This window comes from Caballeronia telluris, assembly GCF_001544495.1.
Taxonomy (GTDB): Bacteria; Pseudomonadota; Gammaproteobacteria; order Burkholderiales; family Burkholderiaceae; genus Caballeronia; species Caballeronia telluris.
In genome coordinates this window covers 59,175-83,885 of record NZ_FCNZ02000016.1, presented here as the reverse complement: position 1 = coordinate 83,885, position 24,711 = coordinate 59,175, and the positions used below count along the sequence as shown (strand labels likewise).

The following is a 24,711-nucleotide window of genomic DNA, read 5'->3' as shown; positions in this document are numbered from 1 at the left end:
CGGATTCTACGTGTCGCCGCCAGGAATTCGTGGAATTTGTTCCATGCACAACCGCGTTCGCCGCGGATTGGCATGCAATCCGCGATTGAAACGCGCGGGCATACCGAACCATCCGTTCTGGAACGGATCGTGCTCGACCGAAGCGAGCGCGCAATCCGCGGAACATCCAATCAACGAGTCATAGAGGTCGGCGATGAGCAGTTTGTCCACGCAAAAGCTGCAAGCGGTCGTCAAGAAGGACGCCTCCTGGGTCGTCGGCGCGCTCAAGCAGTTCGGCGAGGACCGCTGCGCGGCCATGGCGGCGAGCATCGCGTTCTACTCCGCCTTTTCGCTCGCGCCGACGCTCGTCATGGTGATCGCGGTCGCCGGCTGGGTGTTCGGCGCCGACGCCGCGCGCGGCCAGCTCTTTCATCAGGTGAACGGCCTGATCGGTGATCAGGCGGCGGCGGGCGTGCAGAGCATCGTCGAAAACGCCCATCGCAGCGGCGGAACCGGTATCGCGGCGATCATCTCCTTCGTGCTGCTGGCCGTGGGCGCGTCGGCGACCTTTTCTTCGCTCAATACCGCGCTCAATCTGGTGTGGCCCGTCACGGGCGATCCGAAATCGAGCGTCTTCGCGCTCGTGCGCGTGCGGCTGATCTCGTTCGGGCTCGTGCTCGGTGTCGCGTTCCTGCTGATCGTCTCGCTCGTGCTCGATACCGCGATCCAGGCAGTCGGCATGTGGCTCTGGGGCGATTCGCCGTTCGTGATCATCGGCGATATCGTGCAGCTCATCGCGGGCCTGATGATCCTGACCGTCGCGTTCGGGGCGCTGCTGAAGCTGCTGCCCGACGCGCGAGTGGAGTGGCGCGATGCGCTCGTCGGCGGCGTGATGTCGGCGGTATTGTTCTCGGCCGGCAAGAAGCTGTTCGCGTTCTATCTGACGCACGCCGGCACGGCGAGTGCGTTCGGAGCGGCCGGCTCGCTCGCGGTACTGCTGATGTGGCTCTATTTTTCCGCCGCCGTGCTGCTGCTCGGCGCGGAATTTTCGGCGGCGCGCGCCCGCTTGCACGATCCGCGCGGCGCGTGGGGCGTCCAGAACGACCGCGCGCCGCCCGGCAGCCGCGCGAAAATCGGCTCGCTGCTCGCCTCGTCGACGCGTGCCGCCGGCACGGCGACCGACGGCAGCCGGGCGCCCGCCCCCGACGGCGCGTCCGCTGCGATGGTGCCCGCGGGCGCACGCCGTTCGATCGGCACGCGCAGCGGCCGCACGCAGCAATTCACGCAGCAGGCGCGCGCGAAAGTCTCCGCGATAAGCCGCGCGCTCGCGATCTCGCGCAAGGTGGCGCGCGCCGAGACGACGGCCACGCGCGCAACCGCCGATGCGCTGATCGGCGCAAGCCGCAAGGCGACGCAGGCCAACGAAATGGTGCGCCGCCATCCGTGGCGCGCGGTGCTGTTCGCGGCGAGCGCGGGCATGGCGGTCGCGCTGCTTTCGAACCGCGATTCGCGCCGCGCCGGTCCTCCGCCACCGAATGCCTGAAACCCTCGTCGAACGGCCGTTCGCTGTGATTTGTTTGTTACCAAAAGTAACGGTAATCGGCGTGTCTAATCGGTGAGCGGCTTACGCGCACGATCGTCGAAACCGCTTGAGCGGAACTTTTCCGCGCCGGTTTTGTCGCCTCGAAAACACCAGTGAAAAGTTCGCAAACCCTTTACGGGCGGCCTTCTGGCGAAGTGTCTGTTTTTCGAGACAGCTTATTTTTTTCGTTTCTTAAGTTTTGAAACACTGCGTTATTCTCTGCGCCGGCAACAACGATTTTAATCATTCGCGTGGAGAATTCGATGAAACGATTCGCACTGACGTCCCTCTCGCTGGCACTGCTCGGCGCAGCTGGTGCGGCACAAGCACAATCTAGCGTGACGCTGTACGGCGTGATCGACGCAGGTCTCGGCTATGTCAGCAACGCCAACGCAAACAGCGACCACCTGTACGGCATGATCAACGGCAACCTGTCCGGCGACCGTTGGGGCCTGAAGGGTCAGGAAGACCTCGGCGGCGGTCTGAAGGCGATCTTCCAGTTGGAAAACGGCTTCAACGTCGGCACGGGCCAGCTCGCCAAGGCCAATACCGAATTCAACCGCCAGGCGTTCGTCGGTTTGACGGGCGACGCGTGGGGCACCGTGACGGTCGGCCGTCAGTATGACCCGCTGGTCGACATGGTTCAGGGCATCACCGCCGACAACTACTTCGGCAGCGTGTTCGCAACGCCGGGCGACGTCGACAACTACGACAACAGCCTGCGCGTGTCGAACGCAGTGAAGTACGTTTCGCCGAACTTCGCCGGCTTCCAGTTCGAAGGCCTGTACGCGTTCAGCGGCCTGGCAGGCGCAACTGGCCAAGGCCAGACGTGGGCGGGTGCAGCGACCTACAACAACGGCCCCCTGGCTCTTGCTGCTGGTTACTTCTACGCGAACAACCCGAGCGCCGGCCGCCCCGTGGCCAACGCAGACGGCTCGATCGGCGGCTGGAACAGCACGACGTCGGACACGCTGTTCAACAGCCCGGTCAACGTCGGCTACCAGACGGCTCACTCGGTCGCTATCGCCCGCGCCGCCGGTCAGTACGCATTCGGCCCGGTGACCTTCGGTGCGTCGTACAGCAACGCGCAGTACAAGAACGACGGCAACTCGATCTTCACGTCGAAGGAAAAGTACAACGTCGGCACCGGCTTCGTGAACTTCCAGGCTACCCCGGCGCTGTTGCTGGGTCTGGGTTACACGTACATGAAGGCTAGCGGCGACACGTCGGCGACGTACCATCAGGCATCGCTCGGCGCCGACTACTCGCTGTCGAAGCGCACCGACCTGTACGCAGTCGGCGCTTACCAGCACGCGAGCGGCACGCAGCGCAACGCGGACGGCTCGACGTCGGACGCGCAAGCTTCGATCGGCTCGTACGGCTACGAAAGCGGCAGCAGCCACCAGGAACTCGTGATCGTCGGTATCCGTCACAAGTTCTAAAGACGGCTCGGGATGCGCCGCTCGCGCGGCGTGTCTTCGACGACTGCGGTACAAAAAAACCAGCCTCGGCTGGTTTTTTTTATGCGCGCCGTTTCCGTGCGCGCCCGGCGAACCCGGCAGCGGTTACTGCTGCGTCGCGCCCGGATCGGTCTGCGCGAGCGTCTGCGCGGGGGATTCGGGACAGGGCAGATCGCCGATCACGAGACGCGGCACGCTCGCGTTCTGCTCGCGCTCGCGACGCGGCACGTCGGCGGAATCGGTCCACGTCGGATTCGGAATCTCGCCGAAAATCTGCCGCAGCCGCTCGCCCCATGTGCGATGGATCATCTGGAAATAGTCGCTGTCGTTGTCGAGCGATGCGAAGCGCGTGACGGACAGCGAATCCTTCTCGTAGACCAACAGATCGAGCGGCAGTCCTACCGAGAGGTTCGAGCGCAGCGTCGAATCCATCGAAATCAGCGCGCACTTCGCCACTTCGTCGAGCGGCGTGGCGGGCGTGATGACGCGGTCGATGATCGGCTTGCCGTACTTCGACTCGCCGATCTGGAAGTACGGGCTCACGCGCGTCGATTCCACGAAGTTGCCCGCCGCGTAGACCATGAAAAGCCGCGGGCTTTGCGTGCCGATCTGGCCGCCGAGAATGAAGCTGCAATTGAAGTCGACGCTGAATTCCGCGAGCGAGAGCGCGTCGCGCTTGTGCACTTCGCGCACCGCATCGCCGACGATGCGCGCCGCTTCCGCCATGTTCGTCGCGTTATAGAGCGTCGGCTTTTCGGGGTCGGCGGGCGCGGCGAGCAGATGCGTGACGGCCTGCGTCAGCGCCAGATTGCCGGCCGCGAGCAGCACCAGGACGCGTTCGCCCGGCTGCTCGAACACGGCCATCTTGCGCGCGGCGCTCACATGGTCCACGCCGGCGTTGGTGCGCGTGTCCGACAAGAAGACGAGTCCCTCGTCGACGCACATACCCACGCAATAAGTCATGACTTTCTGTTCCGATGAAATGCGAAAGCGTCATTGTACTGACGCCGTTGCGATGCGGCATCTGCCGGCGGCGATACTCGGTGTTTCATTTACCGCGTGCCCTTCCCTGTCGTGCTTCGTTCAACTTCACCTTACTTTACGGCAGATTCGCGCGGCGGCTTGAGGATTGCGTGCGCTCATTGGTCGGCCTGTGAGTCGACGGACACGTGCACGCTCAAACGCTCCGCCTTGCCGCCGACCCGCGAGCCGCGCACGGGCGCCGCGGCCTCGTAGTCGCGCCCGACGGCGAGCCGGCAGTAGCGAGCGCTCGCGAAGCGCGCATGCGTGACATCGACCGACACCCAGCCGTCGCCGAGCCACACGTCGACCCACGCGTGACTCGCGGCGCGGTCCACCTCGCCGGGTTCCACATAGCCGCTTACGTAGCGCGCCGGCACGCCGCGCGCGCGGCAGCAGGCGAGCATCAGATGCGCGTGATCCTGACAGACACCCTTGCCGAGCCGGAGCGCCTCGGCGGCCGGGCTCGTCACTTCCGTCACGCCCTGCTGGTACGCAACGCCGCCCGCGATACGTTCCGCGAGCGCGATCAGCGCTGCGGGCGTATCGATCGACGGCAACTGGTGCGCGAGATCGTGGATGGCCGCGTCGGGTTCGGTCAGCAGGGTCGGGCAAGTGTAGTGCTCGAGCGGGATCGGACCGGCGTCGTCCCAGAGGCGGCCGTCGTCGAGCGGCGTCGTTTCGACTTCGCCCGCCACCGAAAGATGGATCTCGCTGTGCGGCTTCGTCAGCACGAGCGTGTGCAGCGTGTTGCCGTAGGCGTCGCGCGTGACGTCGAGTTGCCCGGGCGCATCGACGACCCAATGCCGCACGAGTTGCGCCGCGCCGTTCGCGGGCGTGAGCCGCAACTGCTGGATCGAGTACTGCACGGGCGCGGCGTAGCGGTAGTTGGTGTCGTGGCGGATGGTGAGAAGCATGGTCGGTCCTTCGATGGTGCGTGCCGCGTCGGCCCGGCGTATGGGGCCTGCTTTAGCCGAGCGGAAGCATGAGAAACGAGCGCATCACGCGCAAGCCCAGTTCGTCGACGCGCTTCAGGAATTGCGTGAGCCACGCGTGCACGCCCGTTTCGAGAATCTGGCGGATGTCCGCATAAAGCACGTCCGCGCGCAGCTTGCCCGCGAAGCGTTCGCACTCGTTCGAGTTGGTCGTGCGCAGCTTGACGAGCGTATCGCAGACGCCGTCGAGCGACGCGAGCAGCGAGCGCGGCATGTGCGGATTGAGGATCAGCAATTCGACGACCCGCGACGGCGTCACGACATCGCGATACACCTTGCGGTAGATCTCCAGCGCCGACACCGAACTCAGGATCGACGTCCAGTAATAGAAGTCTTCGAGCTGGCGGGCGGCCTCGCGCGAGTTCGGCTCGGCGTCGGCGAAACGCACGTCGAGAATGCGCGCCGTGTTGTCCGCGCGCTCCAGAAACATGCCGATCTGCATGAAGTAGTACGCGTCGTCGCGCAGCGCGGTGCCGGCCATCACGCCCCGGCACAGGTTCGAGCGGTACTTCACCCATTCGAAGAGCGAATCGGGACTGTGCGACAGTTCGCCCGTGGCAAGCCGCTCGTTGAATTCGAGCCAGGTGAAGTTGATTGTCTCCCAGCCTTCGGTCGTGAGCGTGCCGCGCACGGCGCGCGCATTCTCGCGCGTCGCATGCAGGCACGCGATGATGCTCGACGGATTGCCCGGGTCGGCGACCATGAAGTCGAGCATGTCGCCGCGCGACTCCGACCCCGGATGACGCTCGGCGAACATCTCTTCCAGCTCGGAGATGCGCAGCACCGAGCGCTGCGCGCGCGCTTCCTGCTCGGGCGTCTGCGGCAGCAGGAGGCCTTGCGAGTTGATGTCGAGCATGCGCGCCGTGTTCTCCGCGCGCTCCATGTAGCGTGCCATCCAGAAAAGGTGATCGGCGGTGCGGCTTAGCATGATGGTGTTCCGTTCCTTGTCGTCCCGCTTCAAAACACGCGATGTCCTGCGGATGGCTCAGTCCACCATCCAGGTGTCTTTGGTGCCGCCGCCCTGCGACGAATTCACGACGAGCGAGCCCGCCTTCAGCGCGACCCGCGTCAGCCCGCCCGCGCACATGTTGACCTCGCGCCCGGAGAGCACGAACGGCCGCAAGTCGATATGGCGCGGCGCCACGCCCGATTCCACGAAGGTCGGGCACGCGGAGAGCGCGAGCGTCGGCTGCGCGATATAGCCGCTCGGGCGCGCGACGAGCCGCTCGCGAAACGATTCGATCTCGGCTTTGGTCGCGGCCGGCCCGACGAGCATCCCATAGCCGCCCGCGCCGTGCACCTCCTTCACGACGAGTTCCGGCAGATGCGCGAGCGTGTAGGCGAGATCGTCGGCCTTGCGGCACTGGTAGGTCGGCACGTTGTTCAGGATCGGTTTCTCGCCGAGATAGAACTCGATCATGTCGGGTACGAGCGGATAGATCGACTTGTCGTCGGCGATACCCGTGCCCATCGCGTTCGCGAGCGCCACGCGTCCCGCCCGGTACGACGTGAGCAGCCCCGGAATGCCGAGTGCCGAATCCGCGCGGAACGCGAGCGGGTCGAGGAAGTCGTCGTCGAGGCGGCGATAGATCACGTCCACGCGGCGCGGGCCCTGCGTCGTGCGCATGAAGACGTAGTTCTCGTCGACGAAGAGGTCCTTGCCCTCCACCAGTTCGACGCCCATCTGCTGCGCGAGGAACGAGTGCTCGAAATACGCCGAGTTGTACATGCCGGGCGTGAGCACGACGACGACCGGATCGTCGACGCCCGCTGGCGCGATCGAGCGCAGGGTTTCGAGCAGCAGGTCCGGATAGTGCGCGACGGGCGCGACGCGGTTCTGCACGAACAGCTCGGGGAAGAGCCGCATCATCATCTTGCGGTTTTCGAGCATGTACGACACGCCCGACGGCACCCGCAGGTTGTCCTCCAGCACGAAGAACTCGCCCTCGTCGCCCGCGCGCACGACGTCGACGCCCGCGATGTGCGCGTAGACATCGAGCGGCACGTCGACGCCCTGCATCTCCGCGCGGTACTGCGCGTTCGTGTAGACCTGCTCGGCGGGCACGCGGCCGGCGCGCACGATGTCTCGGTCGTGATAGATGTCGTGGATGAAGAGATTGAGCGCCCGCACGCGCTGCCTGAGGCCCGCTTCGAGCGTGCGCCATTCGTCGCCGGGGATGATGCGCGGGATCATGTCGAACGGGATCAGGCGCTCGGTGCCCGAGAGGTCGCCGTTCACGGCGAACGTGATGCCGACGCGGCGAAACAACAGGTCCGCTTCCTTGCGCTTTCTCGCGATGGTCTCGGGCGTCTGCGACGAGAGCCAGCGCGAAAAACGCGCGTAGTGTGCCCGCACGGCTTCGTCGTGACGCATTTCATCGTAGATCTGCATCGTGGCGTCCTTGGTTTTTTGGCGCGGCCGTTCGGGGGTTGGTTTTAGGTTGTGCTTACACCGTTCGATGCTTTTCTGCGTTTCATGGAACTTGTTTTCGCGTCGGTCTATTGGCTCTGCCCCTGTCCGGGGCGGGACTTACTTTCTTTGCTGCTGCAAAGAAAGTAAGCAAAGAAAGCAGCTTTTCAGGCAGCAGTCTTGAGGCGGCACCGCTCTTGAAGTACTGAGTGGTCATACCGCCTAAGTGTCGCCCTCAAACATCCACCCGGCTAGGCGCGCAGTACGACTGACGCCTCTCGAACTTCAACAAAGTGGTATGCGCTCCGTTCAGCTCCGTCCACGCTTCGCTCGGACGATGGGCACAACCGCGAACCTCAACCGCGCGACTGATGTACCTCTCGTTAGCGAAGCGGAAACGGATGAATGACTGCTGTCCAATTCGTTTGCTGTGCGATGACACAGTGGTCAATCGCGCCAAGCCGCTTAAGATCTTCGAGGGCGACACTGTCCACTCAGTACTTCAAACGCGTTGACGCTCTGCGACTGCTGCCCGAAAAGCTGCTTTCTTTGCTTACTTTCTTTGCGCTAGCCAAAGAAAGTAAGTCCCGCCCCGGACAGGGGCAGTGCTAATACACCGACGCGAAAGCGAGTTCCATCAAAGCGCAGAAAAAGCGTCAACCCGACGGCGAATATATCTAAGTATCGCTGTTAAAAAGCACGAGGTGTGCCATTTTTTGAAGGGCAAAGCCGAAAGCGATGCTACACGGGTGCAGAGCCGAAAACGCATCGAATGAGTGCATGCCGCGCGCAAACCGAGCGCCCTCGGCCGTCAGGCGATCCCGCCATTCGCGCGCAGGATCTGCCCATTGATCCAGCCCGCATCCGGTCCGGCAAGAAACGCCACGACCGATGCAATATCCTCCGGCTGCCCCAGGCGTTGCAGCGGCGGCATGCTCGCGAAGGTCTGGATCTGTTCGTCGGTCTTGCCGTCGAGAAAGAGCGATGTCGCGATCGGCCCCGGCGCCACCGCGTTCACCGTGATGTTGCGGCCGCGCAATTCCTTCGCGAACACGTGCGTGAAGGCCTCGACCGCGGCTTTCGTCGCGTTGTAGACCGCGTAGCCCGGCATGTTCAGCGCGAGCGTCGTGCTGGAGAAATTGACGATGCGCCCACCTTCGTTCATCCGCGCCGCCGCTTCGCGCAATGTGTTGAAGGTGCCGCGCACGTTGATGTCGAAGGTCTGGTCGTAGAGCGCGTCGGCGGTGTCGGCGAGCGGCACTGTCTTCAGCACGCCCGCGTTGTTCACGAGCACATCGACGTGGCCGAGCCGCGCTTCGGTCGTCTCGAACATCGCGCGCACGTCGTCCGGGTTCGCGACGTCGGCCTTCACCGCGATCGCCTTCGCGCCCTTGGCCGCGAGTTCCGCGACGAGCGCATCGGCTTCCTTCGAGCTCGACGCGTAGTTGATCGCGACGGCGAAGCCATCGCTCGCGAGTCGCCGGGCAACTTCCGCGCCGATGCCGCGCGCCGCGCCGGTGACGATGGCGACTTTGACTTGATTGTTGGCCTTCATGATTCGCTTCCCTCTCGATGAATGTGAGCAGATGAAGCGAATCATGAATCATGTCGACGCCAGGATAATCATCCGGCGGTTGCCAACTTCATTCCATTTGCTTTAACAATCAGTCGAGCGCCGTGCCCGCGCTTTCCCGCATGTACGCCACGCCGATCAGACTCAGTGCGCCGCACGCGATCACATACCATGCGGGCGCGAGCGTGCTGCCGGTCAGGACGATCAGCGAGGTGACGAAGAACTGCGCGAAGCCGCCGAAGATCGCGACGCCGAGGCTGTAGACGACGGCAGCGCCCGTCGCGCGGACCGAACGCGGGAACAGCTCGCCGAGCATCGCGCCGACGCCGCCGATGTTGATGCCGTGCACGCACGACAGCAGCGTCACGGTGACGAGCAGGGTCGTCGCCGTGGGCCAGTGGTTCAGCGCCACGAACGCCGGATAGATCGCGAGCATCAAGAGGACACGTGTCACCTGCGCCATGCGCTTTCTGCCGAAGCGGTCCGACAGATAGCCGCCGATGGGCGCAAGCACGAACAGGATCGCACCCGAGACGCAGCCGGAAAGCATCGCCGTCCACGCGGGCAGGCCGAGCATCTTGACGCCGTAGATCGACAGATAGAACACGATGATGAAGTGCGCCGCCGTCCCGCCGATCGTGAGGCCGAGACCCGTGAGCACGGCACGCCGATGGTCGCGCAGCACGTCGATCAGCGGCACTTTCGGCGCCTTGCCCTTCTCTGCCGCGCGCGCTGCGGGCGGTTCTTCGTCGAGCGTCTTGCGCAGCCACCAGCCGACCGGCACGATCAGCGTGCCGATCACGAACGGCACGCGCCAGCCCCAGCTTTCGAGCTGCGCGGGCGAGAGCGCCGCGGTCAGCCAGACGCCCGTCAGCGCGCCCGCCATCGCGGCGAGTCCCTGGCTTGCGAACTGCCACGACGCGTACAGACCGCGCCGGTTAGCGGGCGCCTGTTCGAGCAGCAAAGTGGTCGATGCGCCGACTTCGCCGCCCGCCGAGAAGCCCTGGATCAGCCGCGCCACGACCAGGATCACCGGCGCCGCGATGCCGACCTGCGCGTAGGTCGGCGCGATCGCGATCATCGCCGTGCCGAGCGCCATCAGGCCGAGCGTGAGCACCATCGCCTTCTTCCGGCCGGCGCGGTCGGCGTACATGCCGATCAAAAGACCGCCGACCGGACGCGTGAAGAAGCCGACGCCGAAGCTCGCCACAGCCAGCAGCAACTGGCCGATCGGGTCGTGAACCGGGAAGAACAGCTTGCCGATCAGGAGCGCGAAAAAACCGTAGACGGTGAAGTCGTAGAACTCGAGCGCGTTGCCGACGGCCGCCGCCGTCACGAGCCGCGTGCGGCTCTGCTTGCGGATGATCGGCGCGGGCGGCGGAGCGGCTGCGTCGTTGAGGCGGGTCAGCGTCGGGGTTTCCATGGTGTCTCTCGGTGCGCGATGCGGCTGATGAGGTGAACGTTCGGCGGTCAGTCGGCGAGATACGCTTCGGCGAGGCGCACCCAGTAGCTTGCGCCGATCGCGAGGATGTCGTCGTTGAAGTCGTAGCCGGGGTTGTGGACCATGCAGCCGCCCTTGCTGCCGATGCCGTTGCCGATCCACGCATAGCTCCCCGGACAGGCTTCGAGCATGAAGGCGAAGTCCTCGCTGCCCATCAGCGGCGCGGCGGCGTCGTCGACGCGCTGCGCGCCGAGCATCTTCTTCGCGACGTCGGCGGCGAAGGCGGTCGGTTCGGCGTGGTTCACGAGCACCGGATAGCCCAGTTCGTAGTCGATCTGCGCTTCGCAGCCGTAAGCCGCCGCCTGCGCGTGGACGAGCGCCGTGATGCGCTCCTGCAGGAGCTTGCGAACTTCCGCGTCGAGCGCGCGCACGGAGAGCTTCATCAGCGCGGACTGCGGGATGACGTTGTGGGTATCGCCTGCCTGCACGCTGCCGACCGACACCACCGCGGCCTGCTGCGCATTCACTTCGCGCGCGACGATGCTGTTGAGGCCAAGCATGATCGACGCGACGGCGGGCATCGGATCGCGCGCGAGATGCGGCATCGCGCCGTGGCCGCCGTGGCCGCGCACGGTAATTGTCACGCGGTCGCTCGATGCCATGCCGGGACCGGGGCAGAAGCTCATGTCGCCGGCCGCGAAGCCGGGCATGTTGTGCAGGCCGAAGATGGCGTCGCAGGGAAACTGCTCGAAGAGGCCTTCCTCGATCATCACGCGCGCACCGCCTTCGCCTTCCTCGGCGGGCTGGAAAATCAGGTTCAGAGTGCCGGAGAACTGCCGGCTTTCCGCGAGATAACGCGCGGCGCACAGGAGCATCGCGGTGTGGCCGTCGTGGCCGCATGCGTGCATCGTCTTCGGCACGGCGCTCGCGTAGGGCAAACCCGTGGCTTCCTCGATCGGCAGCGCGTCCATGTCGGCACGCAGGCCGATGCGTCGCGTGCCTTCGCCCTCGCGCATCACGCCGACGACGCCCGTGCCGCCCAGTCCGCGATGCACGTCGTAGCCCCACTCGGCGAGCAGGCCGGCGACGAGATCGCTCGTGGCCGTCTCCTTGAACGCGAGTTCGGGATGCGCGTGGATGCGCCGGCGCACCGCGATGAGTTCGGGCGCGATGGCGGCGATGCCGGCGATGACGGGTTCGACTGACAGCATGGCAAGCTCCTGACATTAATGGCGTGATGACTTGATGCATCCAAGCATATAAAGTCGAAAAGAAAACCAAAAGACTGTGAATTTAATTTACGACCACCTTTGGTTGTCGGTTCAAACCCCTTGGTTCATCCCTATGAAGTATCACCAGTTGCGCGCTTTTCTGACCGTCGCCGAGCAGGGCAGCATCCGCGCCGCAGCGCGTAGCCTGCATCTGTCGCAGGCCGCGTTGACGAAGGCGCTGAAGGAAATCGAGCAGGATCTCGGCGTGCCGCTCGTCTTGCGCACCGCGCGCGGCGTGCAATTGACCGCGTTCGGACAGCAGTTGCGAATTCGCGCGCAACTCGTCGTGAGTGAGATGCGCCGCGCCGAAGACGACATCGCGCAGATGAAGGGCGCGGCGGCCGGCAGCGTGTCGGCGGCGGTGACGCCCGCGGCGGCGCTCGCGATCTTGCCGCAGGCGTATCGCGCGTTTCGTCGCGAGATGCCGAACGCGCGCGTGAGTTTCGTCGAGGGATTTCCGGGCGTCGCGTTGCCGAGGTTGCGTGACGGCACGCTGGATTTCGTCGTCGCGGTGATCGTGCCCGAGCATCTCGGGCCGGAGTTCGATCACATCGAGTTATACGAGAGTCACTCGATGGTGGTCGCGCGCGAGGGTCATCCGTTGAGGGATTGCACGTCGCTTGCGGCGTTGTCGGAGGCCGAGTGGCTGTTGAATTCGTCGCCGGAGAGTTCGACGCGCGCGCTGCTCGATCTGTTCAGCGATTTGGGTTACGCCGTGCCGCAACGGGTGGTCGAGTGTCCGAGCTTCGTCATCGCGCATGGGTTGCTGCGCGGGTCCGACATGCTCGCGGCGATGCCCGCGCCGTTGCTCGACCATCCGTGGGTCGGCGATGGGCTCGCTGTTTTGCCTATCGTCGACCGGTTGCCTGCGATTTCTGTCGGGGTGGTCACGCGGCGCGATAGTCCGCTGACGCCTGCGGCTTCATTGCTGCTCGATTGCTTGCAGCGGGCCGTGCGGAGAAGGACGTGAGCGAATAAAAAAAGCCAGCTTCGAAACCGAAGCTGGCTTTTTCCAGAACCGCGAACCGAAGACTGAAAAATCAGGCTGCTGCGTCCTTCAGCTTCTTCAACGGGCGGGCCTTGATGCGAACGCTAGCCGGCTTCGCCGGGAACCAGCGTTCCTCACCCGTGAACGGGTCCTTGCCGAAGCGCTTCTTCTTCGCCGGCACGATCTGCGCCGAGATCTTCAACAGACCCGACAGCGTGAATTCACCCGCGCCCTTCTTGTGGACCGAGCCGAGGATCGTGTCTTCGAGCGCAGCGAGGACGGCCTTCACGGCCTTCACGTCGACCGTCGCGCGATCGGCGAGGTGCGCTGCAAGCGATGCCTTCGTGAACGTGTCCTTGATCGGCGAAAGCGTTCCCGATGCCTTCGCCGCAACCTTCTTGGCCGCGACTGCGGGCTTCGCGGCAACCTTCTTGGCTGCTACTTTCTTCGCCGGTGCGGCAGCGGCCTTGGTGGCGGCCTTCGGTGCGGCTTTCTTGGCAGCGGTTTTTGCGGAAGTCGGCATGTTTCTCCTACCTGTTGTGGTCAGTGTCATGAGAATACGTGCGCGTCGATGCACGCGTATCAACGCCGGATTCTACATACGCCGCGCGCGTTCGTGCGAGTCTTTTGCGATTTTGTACCGCAATTCAAGGGGTTTTCTGTCGCGCGGGAGTCACGAAGCGTCACAGGGACATCGCTTTTTGCTCGCAAGCGCTTCGCTTCATGCCGTCGCAGTGAAGTGCGCGATGAGCGGATAGTGATCCGATGCGATGCGCGAAAGCGCCGTTCGATGCACCTCGACTCCGGTCAGCCGCTCGCCCGGATGCACCCAGATACGGTCGAGCGCGAAGAGCGGATAACGCGTCGGAAACGTGCGCGGCGCGTCCACGCGATAGAAATGTGTGACAAGCCGCCGCAGCGTGCGGCCATGCACGAACCACTCGTTGAGATCGCCGAGCAGGATCACCGGCATCGCGGGCGTGTCGAAGCACTGCAGCACCTGTTCGACCTGCGCGCGCCGCTCGCTCGATGCAAGCCCGAGATGCGTCGCGACCACGCGCCACACTTCGCCATCGCAGTCGATGTCGGCGTCGAGCGCGCCGCGCGGCTCGCGGCTCCTGAACGAAAGATCGAGCGTGCGCACCGCGCGCACCGGAAAGCGCGTCAGCACCGCGTTGCCGAAACGGCGCGCGGGCGTATCGAGCGTCGGCCCCTCGACCGCCGTCAGTCCGGTCATGCGCTGCAATGTTTCGAGCACGTTCGGCGCACCGCTGCCGCCAAGCGGCACTTCCTGCAACGCGAAGATGTCGGCGTCGATCTCCCCCAGCACTTCGCCGATCCGCTCCGGCGCGAACCTGCCGTCGATGCCGACCGCGCCATGCACGTTGTACGTAGCGATCTTCAATTCGCGATGCGCCACCGCCGATGCGTTCGGCGTCATGGGCTCACCTCGTCCGCGCGCTTGCGCCGGTGCGCGTCATGCGCGCCGCCGCCCGCCGCGACGGCGGAATCGTCGCGCGGTGGCGTCGTGGTCTCGCGGAAATCCTGCGCGCGGGCGGCTTCGTCGCTGGCCTTTTCCTTCGTTTCGTCGTGCGCCGCGGCTTCCTCGCGCGCCCGTTCGGCTGCGTCTTCGCCTGGCTTCGCACGGCCGAGAAAACGCTGCAACAGCAGCGACACACCGACGAGCGTCACGCCGATGCCGATCAGAATCGCGAACGAACCGGCCGTCGGATGCCGCAGCGACGCCACGAGCTGATGCGCGAACGCGACCGTCAGCAGGATGCCTGGACCCATGCCGAGCAGCGTGCCGAGCAGGAAATCGCGCAGGCGGATGTGCGAGGCGCCCGCGACCAGATTGACGATCGAAAACGGCGCGACCGGCAGGAGGCGCAGCACGACGACCGCGACGATGCCGCGTTTCGCCACCCGCTCGGAGAGCTTGTTCACGCGCGTGCCGGCCACGCGCCGCACCATGTCGCGGCCGAGCCAGCTACCGAGCAGATACGTGACGGCGGCCGCCGCCATCGTGCCGACGAGCGCATACACCGCGCCCCACAGCGCGCCAAACACGAGCCCGGTCGCGGCGATGAGCAGCGTCACCGGCACCGCGACGACCGCCGCGCTCACATAGCAGAGCACGATCCAGAGCGGCGCGAGCGGCAGCGATTCGATATGGCGCGTCGCGCGCGTGAGCGACTTGAGGTTCACGTAATCCGCGAGCGGCGTCCAGTGCCATAGTCCCGCGAGCCCGACCATCAGGAGCGCGAGCGTGCCGAGCAGCGCGAACCGGCCGATCAGCGGACGCGCCTTGTCGACCGGCACGAACTGGCCGACGAGTTCGTCCGGCGCGACGGGCGTCTCGGGATCGATCAGCGCTTCGGGCGGAATCAGTTGATCAAGATCGGCCGAAACAGTCGGGATCAGCCGCGCGAGCGTGCGATGCTCGTCCGCGTTCTTTTGCAGCGCTTCGATCGCCGCGTTCATGCCGTCGCGCGTTGCGCGTTCGCGGGCGACGTCGTCCACGGTGCAGCCGAGATGCTCGGCGAGCAGCGTGTCGCGCATGCGCGCGATCGCCGACTGGATGCGCGGGTCGCCGGCCGCGTCGATGGCGATGTTGCATTCGGTGTCGAGCACCATCGAGCGATTGTTGAGATTGGCCGAACCCACGAGCAGCAAGTCGTCGTCGACGATCATCAGCTTGCTGTGCACGTTCACGAAATGCTCGCCGAGGCCGGGCACGCTCGGCGCCATGATGCGATAGCGATCGTGCTGGTCGGCGGCCGTGAGCAGCCGGTGCAGCCGCGCGCGCAGCACGCCCATCGTGACCTGCTGAAGCCAGCCGCTCTGGTCGCGCGGCACGACGATCGCGAGATCCGGGCCGTCCGGTTTCGCCAGCGACTGCGCGAGCGCCGTGCCGATCGTGCCCGAGGTGAAGTACTGGTTCTCGATATAGATGCTGCGTTTCGCGCGGTCGATCGCGTCGAGGTATTGCGCGCGGATCTGGCGCACGGCCGGGCGGCCCGCGTAGGCGGGCTCCGTGAGCGCGATGGCGAGATCGACGTCGGCGAGATCGACGGCGCGCGACGGCGGCCACGGATCGCTCGCAAGCGTCGCCCGATGCGCCCGGATCGCGAAGCGCCGGCCGCACGCGCGCTGCCAGCGCTCGCGGGCGAGCAGGCCGATTTCGCGGGCGGCGTCGCCGTCGAACATCGTGTGGACGTCGTGAAAGGGCGCGTAGGGCGCGTCGTTCGCGTCGCGGCGCAGCGGATCGTCGGGCGCGTGCTCGGGCGAGTCCCATCGCGAGCGCGTGAGATCGAGACCGCCGACGAACGCGAGCTTGTCGTCGATGACGACGATCTTCTGATGCTGCGAGCCGCCGAGCGGATGCTTGCCGTCCATCTGGAACGCGATGCGCCGATGCGTGCGCCAGCCCATCTTGTAGACCGGGAGCCATTCGCGCTCGAATGCGTAGAGCATAGCGAAGTCCCACGCGAGAATGTAGATGCGAAGACGGCGGCGACGCGCCGCGATCTCGTGCAGGAAATCGCCGAGGGCGGCAGGCAGGTCGTCGGGCGCGCCTTCCGGCGTGAGTTTCATGCGGCTGTCGATGTCCCAGCCGAGGATGAACACGGTCCGCTCCGCGCGGCCGATCGCCTCGCGCAGCACGCGAAAATAGTCAGACCCGTCGATGAGCAGGCTGAAGCGCTCAGCATGCCGCACGCTGGCGCAGTTCTCTCCGGGGACGGAAAACGGGGCCTCGGTCGTGGATGGCGGCGGGTTCGCGTCCCGTGAGGCGGTTTCCATTCTGGTGCGTCCTTTTGCGTGGCATTTCGGTTCCGAAATGCTTTTGCAAGGCGCATGCCCGGCCTTCGGGGTGCTGTCGCGCAAGTCTGTCAGTGTTGAGCCTGTTGAATACTCCGGGCGATGTCGGCGCTGACCGCGCCAATCGCGCGATTGTGCGCATCGACGAGCGCGTCGTACCCGCCGCCTGCGACCGGCTCGTGAACCACGGTACGCCCGGAAACGGCGGTCCCCTTCGGCGGCCGCACCGACCAGAGCACCGCGATGCCTGCCATCGTCCCCGGCGCGGATTCGAAGCGCTGTACATCCACCGACACGCGATACACCGCGCCATCGTCCGCGCGCTGCGGATACACCGACACCCTCGCCCCCGGCACGAGCCGCGTCAGGTCCTCGGCGATCACGGCCGGAATCTGGCTCTTGAGCGGCTCCGCCCAACGCGAGAATTCGTCGATCTCGACGCGCGTTGCATCGACGCGCACGACCATCTGAGGGCGGTCCACCAGTTCCGGCACCGTCACCGATTCGATCGCGATCGGCACCGCCGAAGCAGCCGGCGCGGACTGCACCGGGCCGACCGCACTCAACGTATAAAACTTCGACTTCGGCGATCCCGCACAGCCGGCCATCGAGAGCACCGCCGAGCACATCAGAATGAAGGCGCGCATCACTTCGAATCCTCCGGCTTGCCGCGAATCAGCGCTTCGGGATGACGCTCCAGATACTCCGCGAGCGCGCGGAACGCAGCGGCCGTGCGGGCCAGTTCGCGCATCGCGTCGGCGGCGTTCTGTTGAAGCGGCGAGTCCGTCTGCATCACGCGATTCGTCGCGTTGAGCGCCTCGCGTGCCTGCACGAGCGCGCCGCGCGCCTCCGGCGCCACTTGAGTATCGAGCGTCGTCACGAGCCGCTTCGCCTCCTGCAACGTCGCGCGCAGATCGTTGCCGATCCCTTCGAACGGAATCTTGTTGAGCTTCGCGACGAGGCTCGACACGGACTCCTGCAAGGACTGCAGCCCGCCCGGCACGGTCGGCATCTCGGGCGGATTGGCCTCCCAGTTCATCGCTGCCTTGGGCGCGGTCGGGAAGAAATCGAGCGCGACGTACAGTTGCCCGGTAAGCAGACTGCCGGTGCGCAACTGCGCGCGCAAACCGCGCTCGACGAGCCACTGCGCCACTTCGCGCCGGTTCTCCACGACCCGTCCCGCGCGCCTGCCCGACTCGTAACGCGACGTGAAGCGCTCGGGATAAAAGCGCACCTGCACCGGAATGCTGAATTCGCGCGTCACGGGGTCGTAGCGCGTATTGATCGCCGCGACCTCGCCCACGACGATGCCGCGGAAATCGACCGGCGCGCCCACCGTCAGCCCGCGCACCGACTCCTTGAAGTTGAACACGTAGTTGTCGACGATGCGCTCGTGCCGCTGCATCGCCTCGGTGCGCGTGGCAAAGAGCTGGAAGGGCGTCTGCGCGGATGCTTCGACGACGTCCTGCGAATCGGGCGGACTCTGGAACGCCAGCCCGCCGACCAGAATCGACACGAGCGACTCGGTGTTGATCTTCACGCCGGACGTATCGAGCACGACATCCAGCCCGCTCGCCTGCCAGAAGCGCGTGTCGCCCTTCACGTACTTGTCGTAGGGCGCGTTGATGAACACACGCATCGTCACGCCCGAGCCGTCCGCATTGAGGTCGAAAGAGGTCACCTGCCCCACCTGGAGCCTGCGGAAATACACAGGCGAGCCGACGTCGAGCGAACCCAGGTCCTCGCTTTTCAGCACGAATTCGCGCCCGGGCACGCCGCTCGCGAAGACGGGCGGTATCTCCAGTCCGACGAAATCGCGCCGCGGCTTCTTCTGCGTGCCGATGTCCATGCCGATGAACGAGCCCGAGAGCAGCGTGCCGATGCCCGAGACCGTCCCGCCCGAAATGCGCGGACGCACGACCCAGAAGCGCGTGTCGTCGACGAGCATGTCGGTCGCCTGCTTCGCGAGTTCCGCGGTCGCGATCACGTGCTTGTGATCCGGCGAAAGCACGACGCTCTGCACCACGCCGATGTCGACGTTCTTGAACTTGATCTTGGTCTTGCCCGCTTCGAGGCCTTCGCCGGTCGAGAAGCTGATCTTGATCGTCGGGCCCTTTTCGAGGATCGCCTGCACCGCGAGCCAGCCGCCGATCAGCACCGCGATCAGCGGCACGAGCCAGACGAGCTGCACCCGCCAGCGCGACTTGGGCGCGGCGACGGCTTCGGGAAAGCCCGGTTCGTCCGGTGGTCCTGGCGGCCTAGCCATGATCGGCCTCGTTGGCGTCCCAGATGAGGCGCGGATCGAACGACATCGCGGCGAACATCGTCAGCACGACCACCGCGCCGAACGCGATGGCGGCCGGGCCCGCCTTGATCGTCGCGAGCGCGTTGAACTGCACGAGCGCGACGAGCAGCGTGACCACGTAGATGTCGAGCATGGACCAGCGCCCGACGAACTCGACGATCCGGTAGATCTTCGTGCGCGGCCCGAGCATGCCGCGCGAGCGCCGCTGCGCGGTCACGACGAGAAACACGAGCGCCATGATCTTGAGCATCGGCACCGCGACGCTCGCAATGAACACGATCACCGCGAGCGGCCACGCGCCCGACGTCCACAGATACACGACACCGCTCATGATCGTGTCGCGCTGCGCGCCGAAGAGCGAACTCGTGTCCATCATCGGCAGCGCATTCGCGGGGATGTAGAGCGTGATCGCGGCGATCAGGAACGCCCACGTCCGCGCGATGCTCTCGGGCTTGCGAAAATGCAGCGCCGCGCCGCAACGCGGGCAGCGTCCCGCATGGGCGCGCGGCGCGGCCTTCGACAGCAGCCCGCAATCGTGGCACGCGAACAGCCGAGCGCGCGCGGCGGTCGGCGCCGACGCGAACGTGTGCGGCTCGGCACGGTTCACGCGCTCCCAGAACGCACGCGGATCGAAGGCCGCCGAGCTTGCCGCGAGCGCCATCATCAGCGCGCCGAATGCCCAGAGCGCGACGCCCGGCACCACGCCTGCGATATGCGCGAGCTTCACGAGCGCGACCAGCACGCCGAGGATCAGCACTTCGGTCATGCCCCAGGGCGCGGCCAGATGCAGCAGGCGAAACACGAGGTCGGCGCGGTACGGCACGCGGTTAAAGCGCAGCGGCACGAGCAGGTACGCCATGCTCGCCATCTGCAAGAGCGGCATCAGGATCGTCGTGACCAGCACGAGCCCGGCGATGGGCCACATGCCGTCGCGATAGAGCACGTCCACCGCACCGCCAAGCGAGGTCTGCACGAAATTGCCGCTCACCTTGAGCCCGACGATCGGATACGCATTCGCGATCGCGAACAGCACGAGCGCGCCGACCGTCAGCGCGAGCGAGCGATTGAGGCTGTCGGGACGATTTCGGTAGAGTTCGGCGCCGCAGCGCGTGCAACGCGCGGTGCCCGCATTCGGCAACACGGTCTCGCGCTGCAGCAGGTCGCATTCGTGACACGCGATGAGCGGTGCGGGATTCACGGCGGCGGCTCCCGGGTCGTCGGGACCGGCCCGCCGTTTGCGCCGTACACGGTCGCGCTCATGCGCTCGGCGTCGCTCACCCAGCCGCCGCCCATCGCCTTGTACAGGTTGACCATCGAGGTGAAGACCGTGCCTTGCGTCTGCGTGTAGGTCAGTTGCGCGTTGAAGAGACTGCGCTCGGCATCGAGCACTTCGATGTAGCTCGTATAGCCGCCTTCATAGCGCAGCCGCGCGAGCCGCGAATAGGTGCGCAGCGCATCGACCTGGCGTCCCTGCACGACGAGCGCATCGCGCGATTTCTGCAGCGTGACGAGCGCGTCGTCGACTTCCTGGAACGCGACCTGGATCGCCTTCTGATATTCGAGCAAGGCTTGCTGCTGCTGCGCCTCGGCCTGCTTCACCTGACCGGCGATGTTGCCCGCCGTGAAGATCGGCAACGTGACGGCGCCCGCGTAGGACCAGACGCGCGCGGGTCCCGTGAAGAGCGACGAGAACTGTGCGCTCGCGGTGCCGAAGAGACCGGTGAGCGAGATCGACGGGAAGTAGAGCGCGCGCGCCGCGCCGATCAGCGCGTTGGCCGCGATCAGGTTCTGCTCGGACTGCCGCAGATCGGGGCGGCGCGTCAGCAGTTCGGACGGCAGGCCCGCCGGCACGACGGGAATCGCGAGATCGTCGAGTTCGCGGTCGCGCATGATCGGCTGCGGGTTGCGGCCGAGCAGCACCGACAGCGCGTTCTCCTGCTGCGCGATCTGCTGTTCGAGCTGCGGAATCGTCGCGAGCGATGCCTCGTATTCCGACTGGCTCTGCGCGAGTTCCATCTGCGAGACCTCGCCGTAATTGAAGCGCAGCGTGAACACATGCACCGAATCGGCGCGGCTCGCGGTGGTGGCCTTCGCGATGTCGAGCTGCCGGTCGAGCGATACGAGCCCGATATACGTCGATGCAACCGACGACACCAGCGTGAGGATCGTCGCGCGCCGCCCTTCCTCGCTCGCGAGCAGGTTCGCGCGCGCGGCTTCGGTCTGCCGGCGCAGCTTGCCGAACACGTCTATTTCCCACGAGGCAGAAAGCGTCGCCTCGAAACTGTTTACCACGAGCCCGGTGCCCTGCGGCACAACCGTGCCGAGCGGCAGGCGCTGGCGCCCGGCGTCGAAGCCCGCCGCCGCCTGTGGGAACAACTGCGAACGCGTGGTCTGGAACTGCCCGAGGAATTGCTCGACGCGCGCCGCCGCGATCTTCACATCCTTATTCTCCGCGAGCGCGACGGCAATCAGGTCGTTCAGCGCCGGATCGTTGAACTGCTCCCACCAGACCGTATCGACGATCTGCGTCGCTTCGGTGCTCGCGAAGCGGTACGAGGGCGGCGTTTCGATGGCCGGCTTCTCGTAGTTCGGCCCGAGCAGGCAGCCGCCGAGCGCGAGCGGCGCGATGACGAGGACGGTTCGGGCGAGCGTGCGCATGTCAGTCGTCCGCCGATGCGGCAGGCTGCGTCGCGGGAACATCGCCCGGCTTTTTCTTCGGATTCCCAACCTTTGCCGAAGCCGTTTCGATCAGGTAGTAGAACATCGGGATATAGAACGCGGCGATCAGCGTCGCGGCCAGCATCCCGCCGATCACGCCGGTGCCGATCGAATGGCGGCTGTTCGCCGAAGCGCCCGTTGCGATCGCGAGCGGCACGCAGCCGAGGATGAACGCGAGCGACGTCATGATGATCGGGCGCAGGCGTTCGGTCGCGGCCGTCATCGCGGAGTCGTAGATCGATGCGCCGTTCTCGCGGTTCAGCACCGCGAACTCGAAGATCAGGATCGCGTTCTTCGCGGCCAGCGCGACGAGCATCGTCAGGCCGATCTGGAAGTACACGTTGTTGTCGAGCCCGCGCATCAGGATCGCGAGCAGCGCGCCGAAGATCGCGAACGGCACGGCCATCAGCACACCCACCGGCAGCGACCACTTCTCGTACTGCGCCGCGAGAATCAGGAACACCATCACGAGCCCGAATGCGAACACGAGCGCGGACGTGCTGCCCGCCTTCTGCTCCTCGAACGCCTCGCCGCTCCACGCGATGCCGAAATCCGGCGGAATCACGCTCGCGCCGATTTCCTCCAGCGTGGCGATCGCCTGGCCCGTACTGGAACCGGGTGCGGGATTCGCCGTGATCTTCACCGCCGGGAAGTTGTTGAAGCGCGTGATGAGATCGGGGCCGGTCACGTACTTGGTCGTCACGACCGACTTGAGCGGCACCATTTCGGCATTGCGGTTACGCACGAAGATGCGGTTGAGGTCGTCGGGATTCAGGCGATACGCAGGCTCGGCCTGCACGATGACCTGCCACAGCCGGCTCGACTTGTTGAACTGCGAGACGTAGAGCGAGCCGAACATCGTCTGCATCGCGCCATAGACTTCCTCGATCGGCACGCCGAGCGTCTCCGCCTTGTCGCGGTCCACTTCCACGAGCAACTGCTGCGCGGCCGCGTTAAAGGTCGATGTGACGCCGGCGAGTTCGGGGCGCTGCTTCGCTTTCGCGAGGAAGTCGTTGACCACGCCGGCAAGCTGCGGAATGGTCGCGTCGCCCTTGCTCTGGATCCACACCTCCATTCCGCCCGTCGTGCCGAGCCCGGGAATCGCCGGCGGATTCACCGGCACGATGATGCCCTCGCGCACCGACGACAGCGCCTTGTAGGCGTCGACCAGCACCGCGCGCGCGTTCTGCGTCCGGATGTTCGCGGACTTGTAGCGCTCGTCGAAACTCTTGAAGCCGACGAAGAACGTCCCCGCGTTGTTCTTGTTCTGGCTGTCGAGCAGGCTGAAGCCGTCGACCACGGTGATGTTGCTCACCGCCTCCTGCTTCATGAAGTAGTCGGTCACGTGCTTCGAGACGTCGCCCGTGCGATCGAGGCTCGCGGCATCGGGCATGATGACCGCGCCAAGCAGATAGCCCTGGTCCTCGGGCGGCAGAAAGCCCGTCGGGATGGAACGCATCATCACGACGGTCAGGGCGATCATCCCGGCGAAGAAGAGCAGCGCGATCAGCGATCGCCGGATCAACGCCGCGACCCAGGTCGCATAGCCGCGCGTCATCTTTTCGAACGACCGGTCGAACCACTGGAAGAATCGGGGCTTCTTGTGATGCCCCGGCTTGAGCAGCACCGCCGCGAGCGCGGGCGAGAGCGTGAGCGCGACGAGGCCCGAGATCACCACCGAGATCGCGATCGTGATGGCGAACTGCTTGTACAACTGCCCGGTGATGCCGCTGAGAAACGCCACCGGCACGAACACCGCGCACAGCACGAGCACGATCGCGACGACCGGCCCCGCGACTTCGTCCATCGCGCGCTTGGCCGCGTCCTTCGGATTGAGCTTGTGCACGTTCATGTTGCGCTCGACATTCTCGATCACGACGATCGCATCGTCCACGACGATGCCGATCGCGAGCACCATGCCGAATAGCGTGAGCATGTTGATCGAGAAACCGAGCGCCGCCATGCCGATGAACGTGCCGACAATCGACACCGGCACCGCCAGCACTGGGATCAACGTCGCGCGGAAACTCTGTAAGAACAGATACACGACGATCACGACCAGCACCAGCGCCTCGAAGAAGGTATGGACCACGTCCGAGATCGACGCGCGCGTGAACTCGGTCGTGTCCATTGCGATGCTGTAGTCGATGCCTTCGGGAAACGACTTCTTCATCTCGGCGAGCGTCGCGCGGACCTGCTTCGAGACGTCGAGCGCATTCGCGCCCGGCTGCTGGTACACCGCGAGCACGGTCGCCGGCTTGCCCTGATAGCGGCTCCTGATCGAGTAGTCCTTTTGCCCCAGTTCCGCGCGCCCGATGTCTTTCAGACGCACGATCGCCGCGCCGCCGCTTTGCGCGCGGATGATAATGTTCTCAAACTCGGCGGGATCGGTCAGCCGCCCGGTGGTCGTGACCGCGAACGACTGCTCGACGGCGGTGCCCGTCGGCGACTGTCCGATGCGGCCGACGGCGAACTGCTGGTTCTGGTTCGCGACGGCCTTCTGCACGTCGGTCGCGGTGATGCCCAGTTGCGCCATGCGGTCGGGCTTGATCCAGATGCGCATCGCATAGTCGGGCGTGCCGAAGATGCTCGACTGGTTCGCGCCCGGAATGCGCTTCAACGCATCGAGCACGTACAGGTTCGTGTAGTTCGCGATGTAGGTGGCGTCGTAGCGGTTGTCGGGCGAATAGATCGCGATGACCATCATGAAGGCCGACGACTTCTTCTGCACCTGAATGCCCTGCGACTGCACCGACGAAGGCAGTTGCGGCAAGGCAAGGTTCACGCGGTTCTGCACGTCGACCTGCGCGAGCGCCGGGTTCGTGCCGATCTCGAAGAACACGTTGAGCGTCATGTTGCCCGTCGACGAACTCGACGAGTTCATGTAGATCATGTTGTCCGCGCCGTTCACCTGCTGCTCGATCGGCGCGGCGACGTTGTTCGCGACGACATCCCCGCTCGCGCCCGGATAGGTGGCCGACACGGTGATCTGCGGCGGCGTGACGTCAGGGTACTGCGCGATCGGCAGGCCCAGCATCGCGACCGCGCCCCCGAGCGTGATCACGATCGAGATCACCGATGCGAAGATCGGGCGGTCTATGCAGAAGTGGGAGATGTTCATGGGCGCGGGAGCGGTTGCATGAGCGG

19 protein-coding genes are annotated in these 24,711 nt (G+C 65.5%); 3 read left to right on the top strand and 16 right to left on the bottom strand.

Going from position 1 to position 24,711, the window contains the following annotated elements:
• Positions 1-6: 6 nt before the first annotated feature.
• Entirely contained in the window at positions 7-210 is a 204-nt protein-coding gene (locus tag AWB66_RS33020; RefSeq protein WP_125469761.1) for a hypothetical protein, read from the bottom strand.
• On the opposite strand from AWB66_RS33020, the gene AWB66_RS20755 reads away from it, so the two are divergent.
• A complete protein-coding gene (locus tag AWB66_RS20755; protein WP_087632057.1) occupies positions 194-1,522 on the top strand; it encodes a YihY/virulence factor BrkB family protein in 1,329 nt (442 codons plus the stop codon). The genes AWB66_RS33020 and AWB66_RS20755 overlap by 17 nt on opposite strands.
• Before the next feature lie 302 nt (positions 1,523-1,824).
• Positions 1,825-3,003, top strand: a complete 1,179-nt coding sequence (locus AWB66_RS20750) for a porin (RefSeq protein ID WP_087632056.1) — start codon at positions 1,825-1,827, stop codon at positions 3,001-3,003.
• Positions 3,004-3,126: 123 nt separating this feature from the next.
• Here the strand turns inward: AWB66_RS20750 and AWB66_RS20745 are convergent, their stop codons facing one another.
• The 7 genes from AWB66_RS20745 to AWB66_RS20710 form a co-directional block, all read right to left on the bottom strand.
• On the bottom strand, positions 3,127-3,984 hold the full coding sequence (locus tag AWB66_RS20745) for a proteasome-type protease (RefSeq protein WP_087632055.1): 858 nt from the start codon (positions 3,982-3,984) through the stop codon (positions 3,127-3,129).
• A 176-nt stretch (positions 3,985-4,160) separates the two neighbouring features.
• A complete protein-coding gene (locus tag AWB66_RS20740) occupies positions 4,161-4,958 on the bottom strand; it encodes a transglutaminase family protein (RefSeq protein WP_087632054.1) in 798 nt (265 codons plus the stop codon).
• Between the two features lie 52 nt (positions 4,959-5,010).
• Positions 5,011-5,964, bottom strand: a complete 954-nt coding sequence (locus AWB66_RS20735) for an alpha-E domain-containing protein (RefSeq protein ID WP_087632120.1) — start codon at positions 5,962-5,964, stop codon at positions 5,011-5,013.
• A 57-nt stretch (positions 5,965-6,021) separates the two neighbouring features.
• Positions 6,022-7,428, bottom strand: coding sequence for a circularly permuted type 2 ATP-grasp protein (locus tag AWB66_RS20730; protein ID WP_087632053.1), 1,407 nt, complete (start codon positions 7,426-7,428; stop codon positions 6,022-6,024).
• Positions 7,429-8,257: 829 nt separating this feature from the next.
• Positions 8,258-9,001, bottom strand: a complete 744-nt coding sequence (locus tag AWB66_RS20720; protein WP_087632051.1) for an SDR family oxidoreductase — start codon at positions 8,999-9,001, stop codon at positions 8,258-8,260.
• 109 nt (positions 9,002-9,110) lie between these two features.
• Positions 9,111-10,442, bottom strand: a complete 1,332-nt coding sequence (locus AWB66_RS20715; RefSeq protein WP_087632050.1) for an MFS transporter — start codon at positions 10,440-10,442, stop codon at positions 9,111-9,113.
• A gap of 47 nt (positions 10,443-10,489) precedes the next feature.
• Positions 10,490-11,671, bottom strand: a complete 1,182-nt coding sequence (locus AWB66_RS20710; RefSeq protein ID WP_087632049.1) for a M20 aminoacylase family protein — start codon at positions 11,669-11,671, stop codon at positions 10,490-10,492.
• Between the two features lie 133 nt (positions 11,672-11,804).
• On the opposite strand from AWB66_RS20710, the gene AWB66_RS20705 reads away from it, so the two are divergent.
• Positions 11,805-12,701 (top strand): LysR substrate-binding domain-containing protein, encoded by an 897-nt coding sequence (locus tag AWB66_RS20705; protein ID WP_087632048.1) that lies wholly within the window; start codon positions 11,805-11,807, stop codon positions 12,699-12,701.
• Between the two features lie 70 nt (positions 12,702-12,771).
• Here AWB66_RS20705 and AWB66_RS20700 read toward each other — a convergent pair whose 3' ends face one another.
• The 8 genes from AWB66_RS20700 to AWB66_RS20665 all read right to left on the bottom strand — a co-directional run bounded on the left by AWB66_RS20700 (position 12,772) and on the right by AWB66_RS20665 (position 24,685).
• Positions 12,772-13,242: an HU family DNA-binding protein gene (locus tag AWB66_RS20700; RefSeq protein WP_087632047.1), complete on the bottom strand. Its 471-nt coding sequence runs from the start codon at positions 13,240-13,242 to the stop codon at positions 12,772-12,774.
• A gap of 198 nt (positions 13,243-13,440) precedes the next feature.
• Complete coding sequence (locus AWB66_RS20695; RefSeq protein ID WP_087632046.1) at positions 13,441-14,160, bottom strand: endonuclease/exonuclease/phosphatase family protein; 720 nt, start codon at positions 14,158-14,160, stop codon at positions 13,441-13,443.
• A complete protein-coding gene (locus AWB66_RS20690) occupies positions 14,157-16,523 on the bottom strand; it encodes a VTT domain-containing protein (RefSeq protein ID WP_087632045.1) in 2,367 nt (788 codons plus the stop codon). The genes AWB66_RS20695 and AWB66_RS20690 overlap by 4 nt, the downstream gene beginning before the upstream one ends.
• 89 nt (positions 16,524-16,612) lie before the next feature.
• A complete protein-coding gene (locus AWB66_RS20685; RefSeq protein WP_087632044.1) occupies positions 16,613-17,188 on the bottom strand; it encodes a PqiC family protein in 576 nt (191 codons plus the stop codon).
• A complete protein-coding gene (locus AWB66_RS20680) occupies positions 17,188-18,807 on the bottom strand; it encodes a PqiB family protein (protein ID WP_087632043.1) in 1,620 nt (539 codons plus the stop codon). The genes AWB66_RS20685 and AWB66_RS20680 overlap by 1 nt, the downstream gene beginning before the upstream one ends.
• Positions 18,800-20,044, bottom strand: a complete 1,245-nt coding sequence (locus AWB66_RS20675; RefSeq protein ID WP_087632042.1) for a paraquat-inducible protein A — start codon at positions 20,042-20,044, stop codon at positions 18,800-18,802. Before AWB66_RS20675 ends, AWB66_RS20680 begins: the two co-directional genes overlap by 8 nt.
• The gene (locus AWB66_RS20670) at positions 20,041-21,504 is read right to left on the bottom strand and encodes an efflux transporter outer membrane subunit (RefSeq protein ID WP_087632041.1); all 1,464 of its coding nucleotides are present in this window, start codon (positions 21,502-21,504) and stop codon (positions 20,041-20,043) included. Before AWB66_RS20670 ends, AWB66_RS20675 begins: the two co-directional genes overlap by 4 nt.
• A gap of 1 nt (position 21,505) precedes the next feature.
• Positions 21,506-24,685 carry an efflux RND transporter permease subunit gene (locus AWB66_RS20665; protein WP_087632040.1) on the bottom strand — a complete coding sequence of 1,060 codons (3,180 nt, stop codon included), beginning with the start codon at positions 24,683-24,685 and terminating at the stop codon, positions 21,506-21,508.
• Positions 24,686-24,711: the final 26 nt, after the last annotated feature.

Excerpts from the sequence above, each read along its gene's own strand:
- AWB66_RS20735 (WP_087632120.1), bottom strand. The coding sequence starts at position 5,964 with ATGCTAAGCCGCACCGCCGATCACCTTTTCTGGATGGCACGCTACATG.
- AWB66_RS20700 (WP_087632047.1), bottom strand. The coding sequence starts at position 13,242 with ATGCCGACTTCCGCAAAAACCGCTGCCAAGAAAGCCGCACCGAAGGCC.
- AWB66_RS20685 (WP_087632044.1), bottom strand. The coding sequence starts at position 17,188 with ATGCGCGCCTTCATTCTGATGTGCTCGGCGGTGCTCTCGATGGCCGGC.
- AWB66_RS20690 (WP_087632045.1), bottom strand. The coding sequence starts at position 16,523 with ATGGAAACCGCCTCACGGGACGCGAACCCGCCGCCATCCACGACCGAG.
- AWB66_RS20710 (WP_087632049.1), bottom strand. The coding sequence starts at position 11,671 with ATGCTGTCAGTCGAACCCGTCATCGCCGGCATCGCCGCCATCGCGCCC.
- AWB66_RS20695 (WP_087632046.1), bottom strand. The coding sequence starts at position 14,160 with ATGACGCCGAACGCATCGGCGGTGGCGCATCGCGAATTGAAGATCGCT.
- AWB66_RS20745 (WP_087632055.1), bottom strand. The coding sequence starts at position 3,984 with ATGACTTATTGCGTGGGTATGTGCGTCGACGAGGGACTCGTCTTCTTG.
- AWB66_RS20750 (WP_087632056.1), top strand. The coding sequence starts at position 1,825 with ATGAAACGATTCGCACTGACGTCCCTCTCGCTGGCACTGCTCGGCGCA.
- AWB66_RS20755 (WP_087632057.1), top strand. The coding sequence starts at position 194 with ATGAGCAGTTTGTCCACGCAAAAGCTGCAAGCGGTCGTCAAGAAGGAC.
- AWB66_RS20705 (WP_087632048.1), top strand. The coding sequence starts at position 11,805 with ATGAAGTATCACCAGTTGCGCGCTTTTCTGACCGTCGCCGAGCAGGGC.
- AWB66_RS20670 (WP_087632041.1), bottom strand. The coding sequence starts at position 21,504 with ATGCGCACGCTCGCCCGAACCGTCCTCGTCATCGCGCCGCTCGCGCTC.
- AWB66_RS20740 (WP_087632054.1), bottom strand. The coding sequence starts at position 4,958 with ATGCTTCTCACCATCCGCCACGACACCAACTACCGCTACGCCGCGCCC.
- AWB66_RS20720 (WP_087632051.1), bottom strand. The coding sequence starts at position 9,001 with ATGAAGGCCAACAATCAAGTCAAAGTCGCCATCGTCACCGGCGCGGCG.
- AWB66_RS20665 (WP_087632040.1), bottom strand. The coding sequence starts at position 24,685 with ATGAACATCTCCCACTTCTGCATAGACCGCCCGATCTTCGCATCGGTG.
- AWB66_RS20715 (WP_087632050.1), bottom strand. The coding sequence starts at position 10,442 with ATGGAAACCCCGACGCTGACCCGCCTCAACGACGCAGCCGCTCCGCCG.
- AWB66_RS20730 (WP_087632053.1), bottom strand. The coding sequence starts at position 7,428 with ATGCAGATCTACGATGAAATGCGTCACGACGAAGCCGTGCGGGCACAC.
- AWB66_RS20680 (WP_087632043.1), bottom strand. The coding sequence starts at position 18,807 with ATGGCTAGGCCGCCAGGACCACCGGACGAACCGGGCTTTCCCGAAGCC.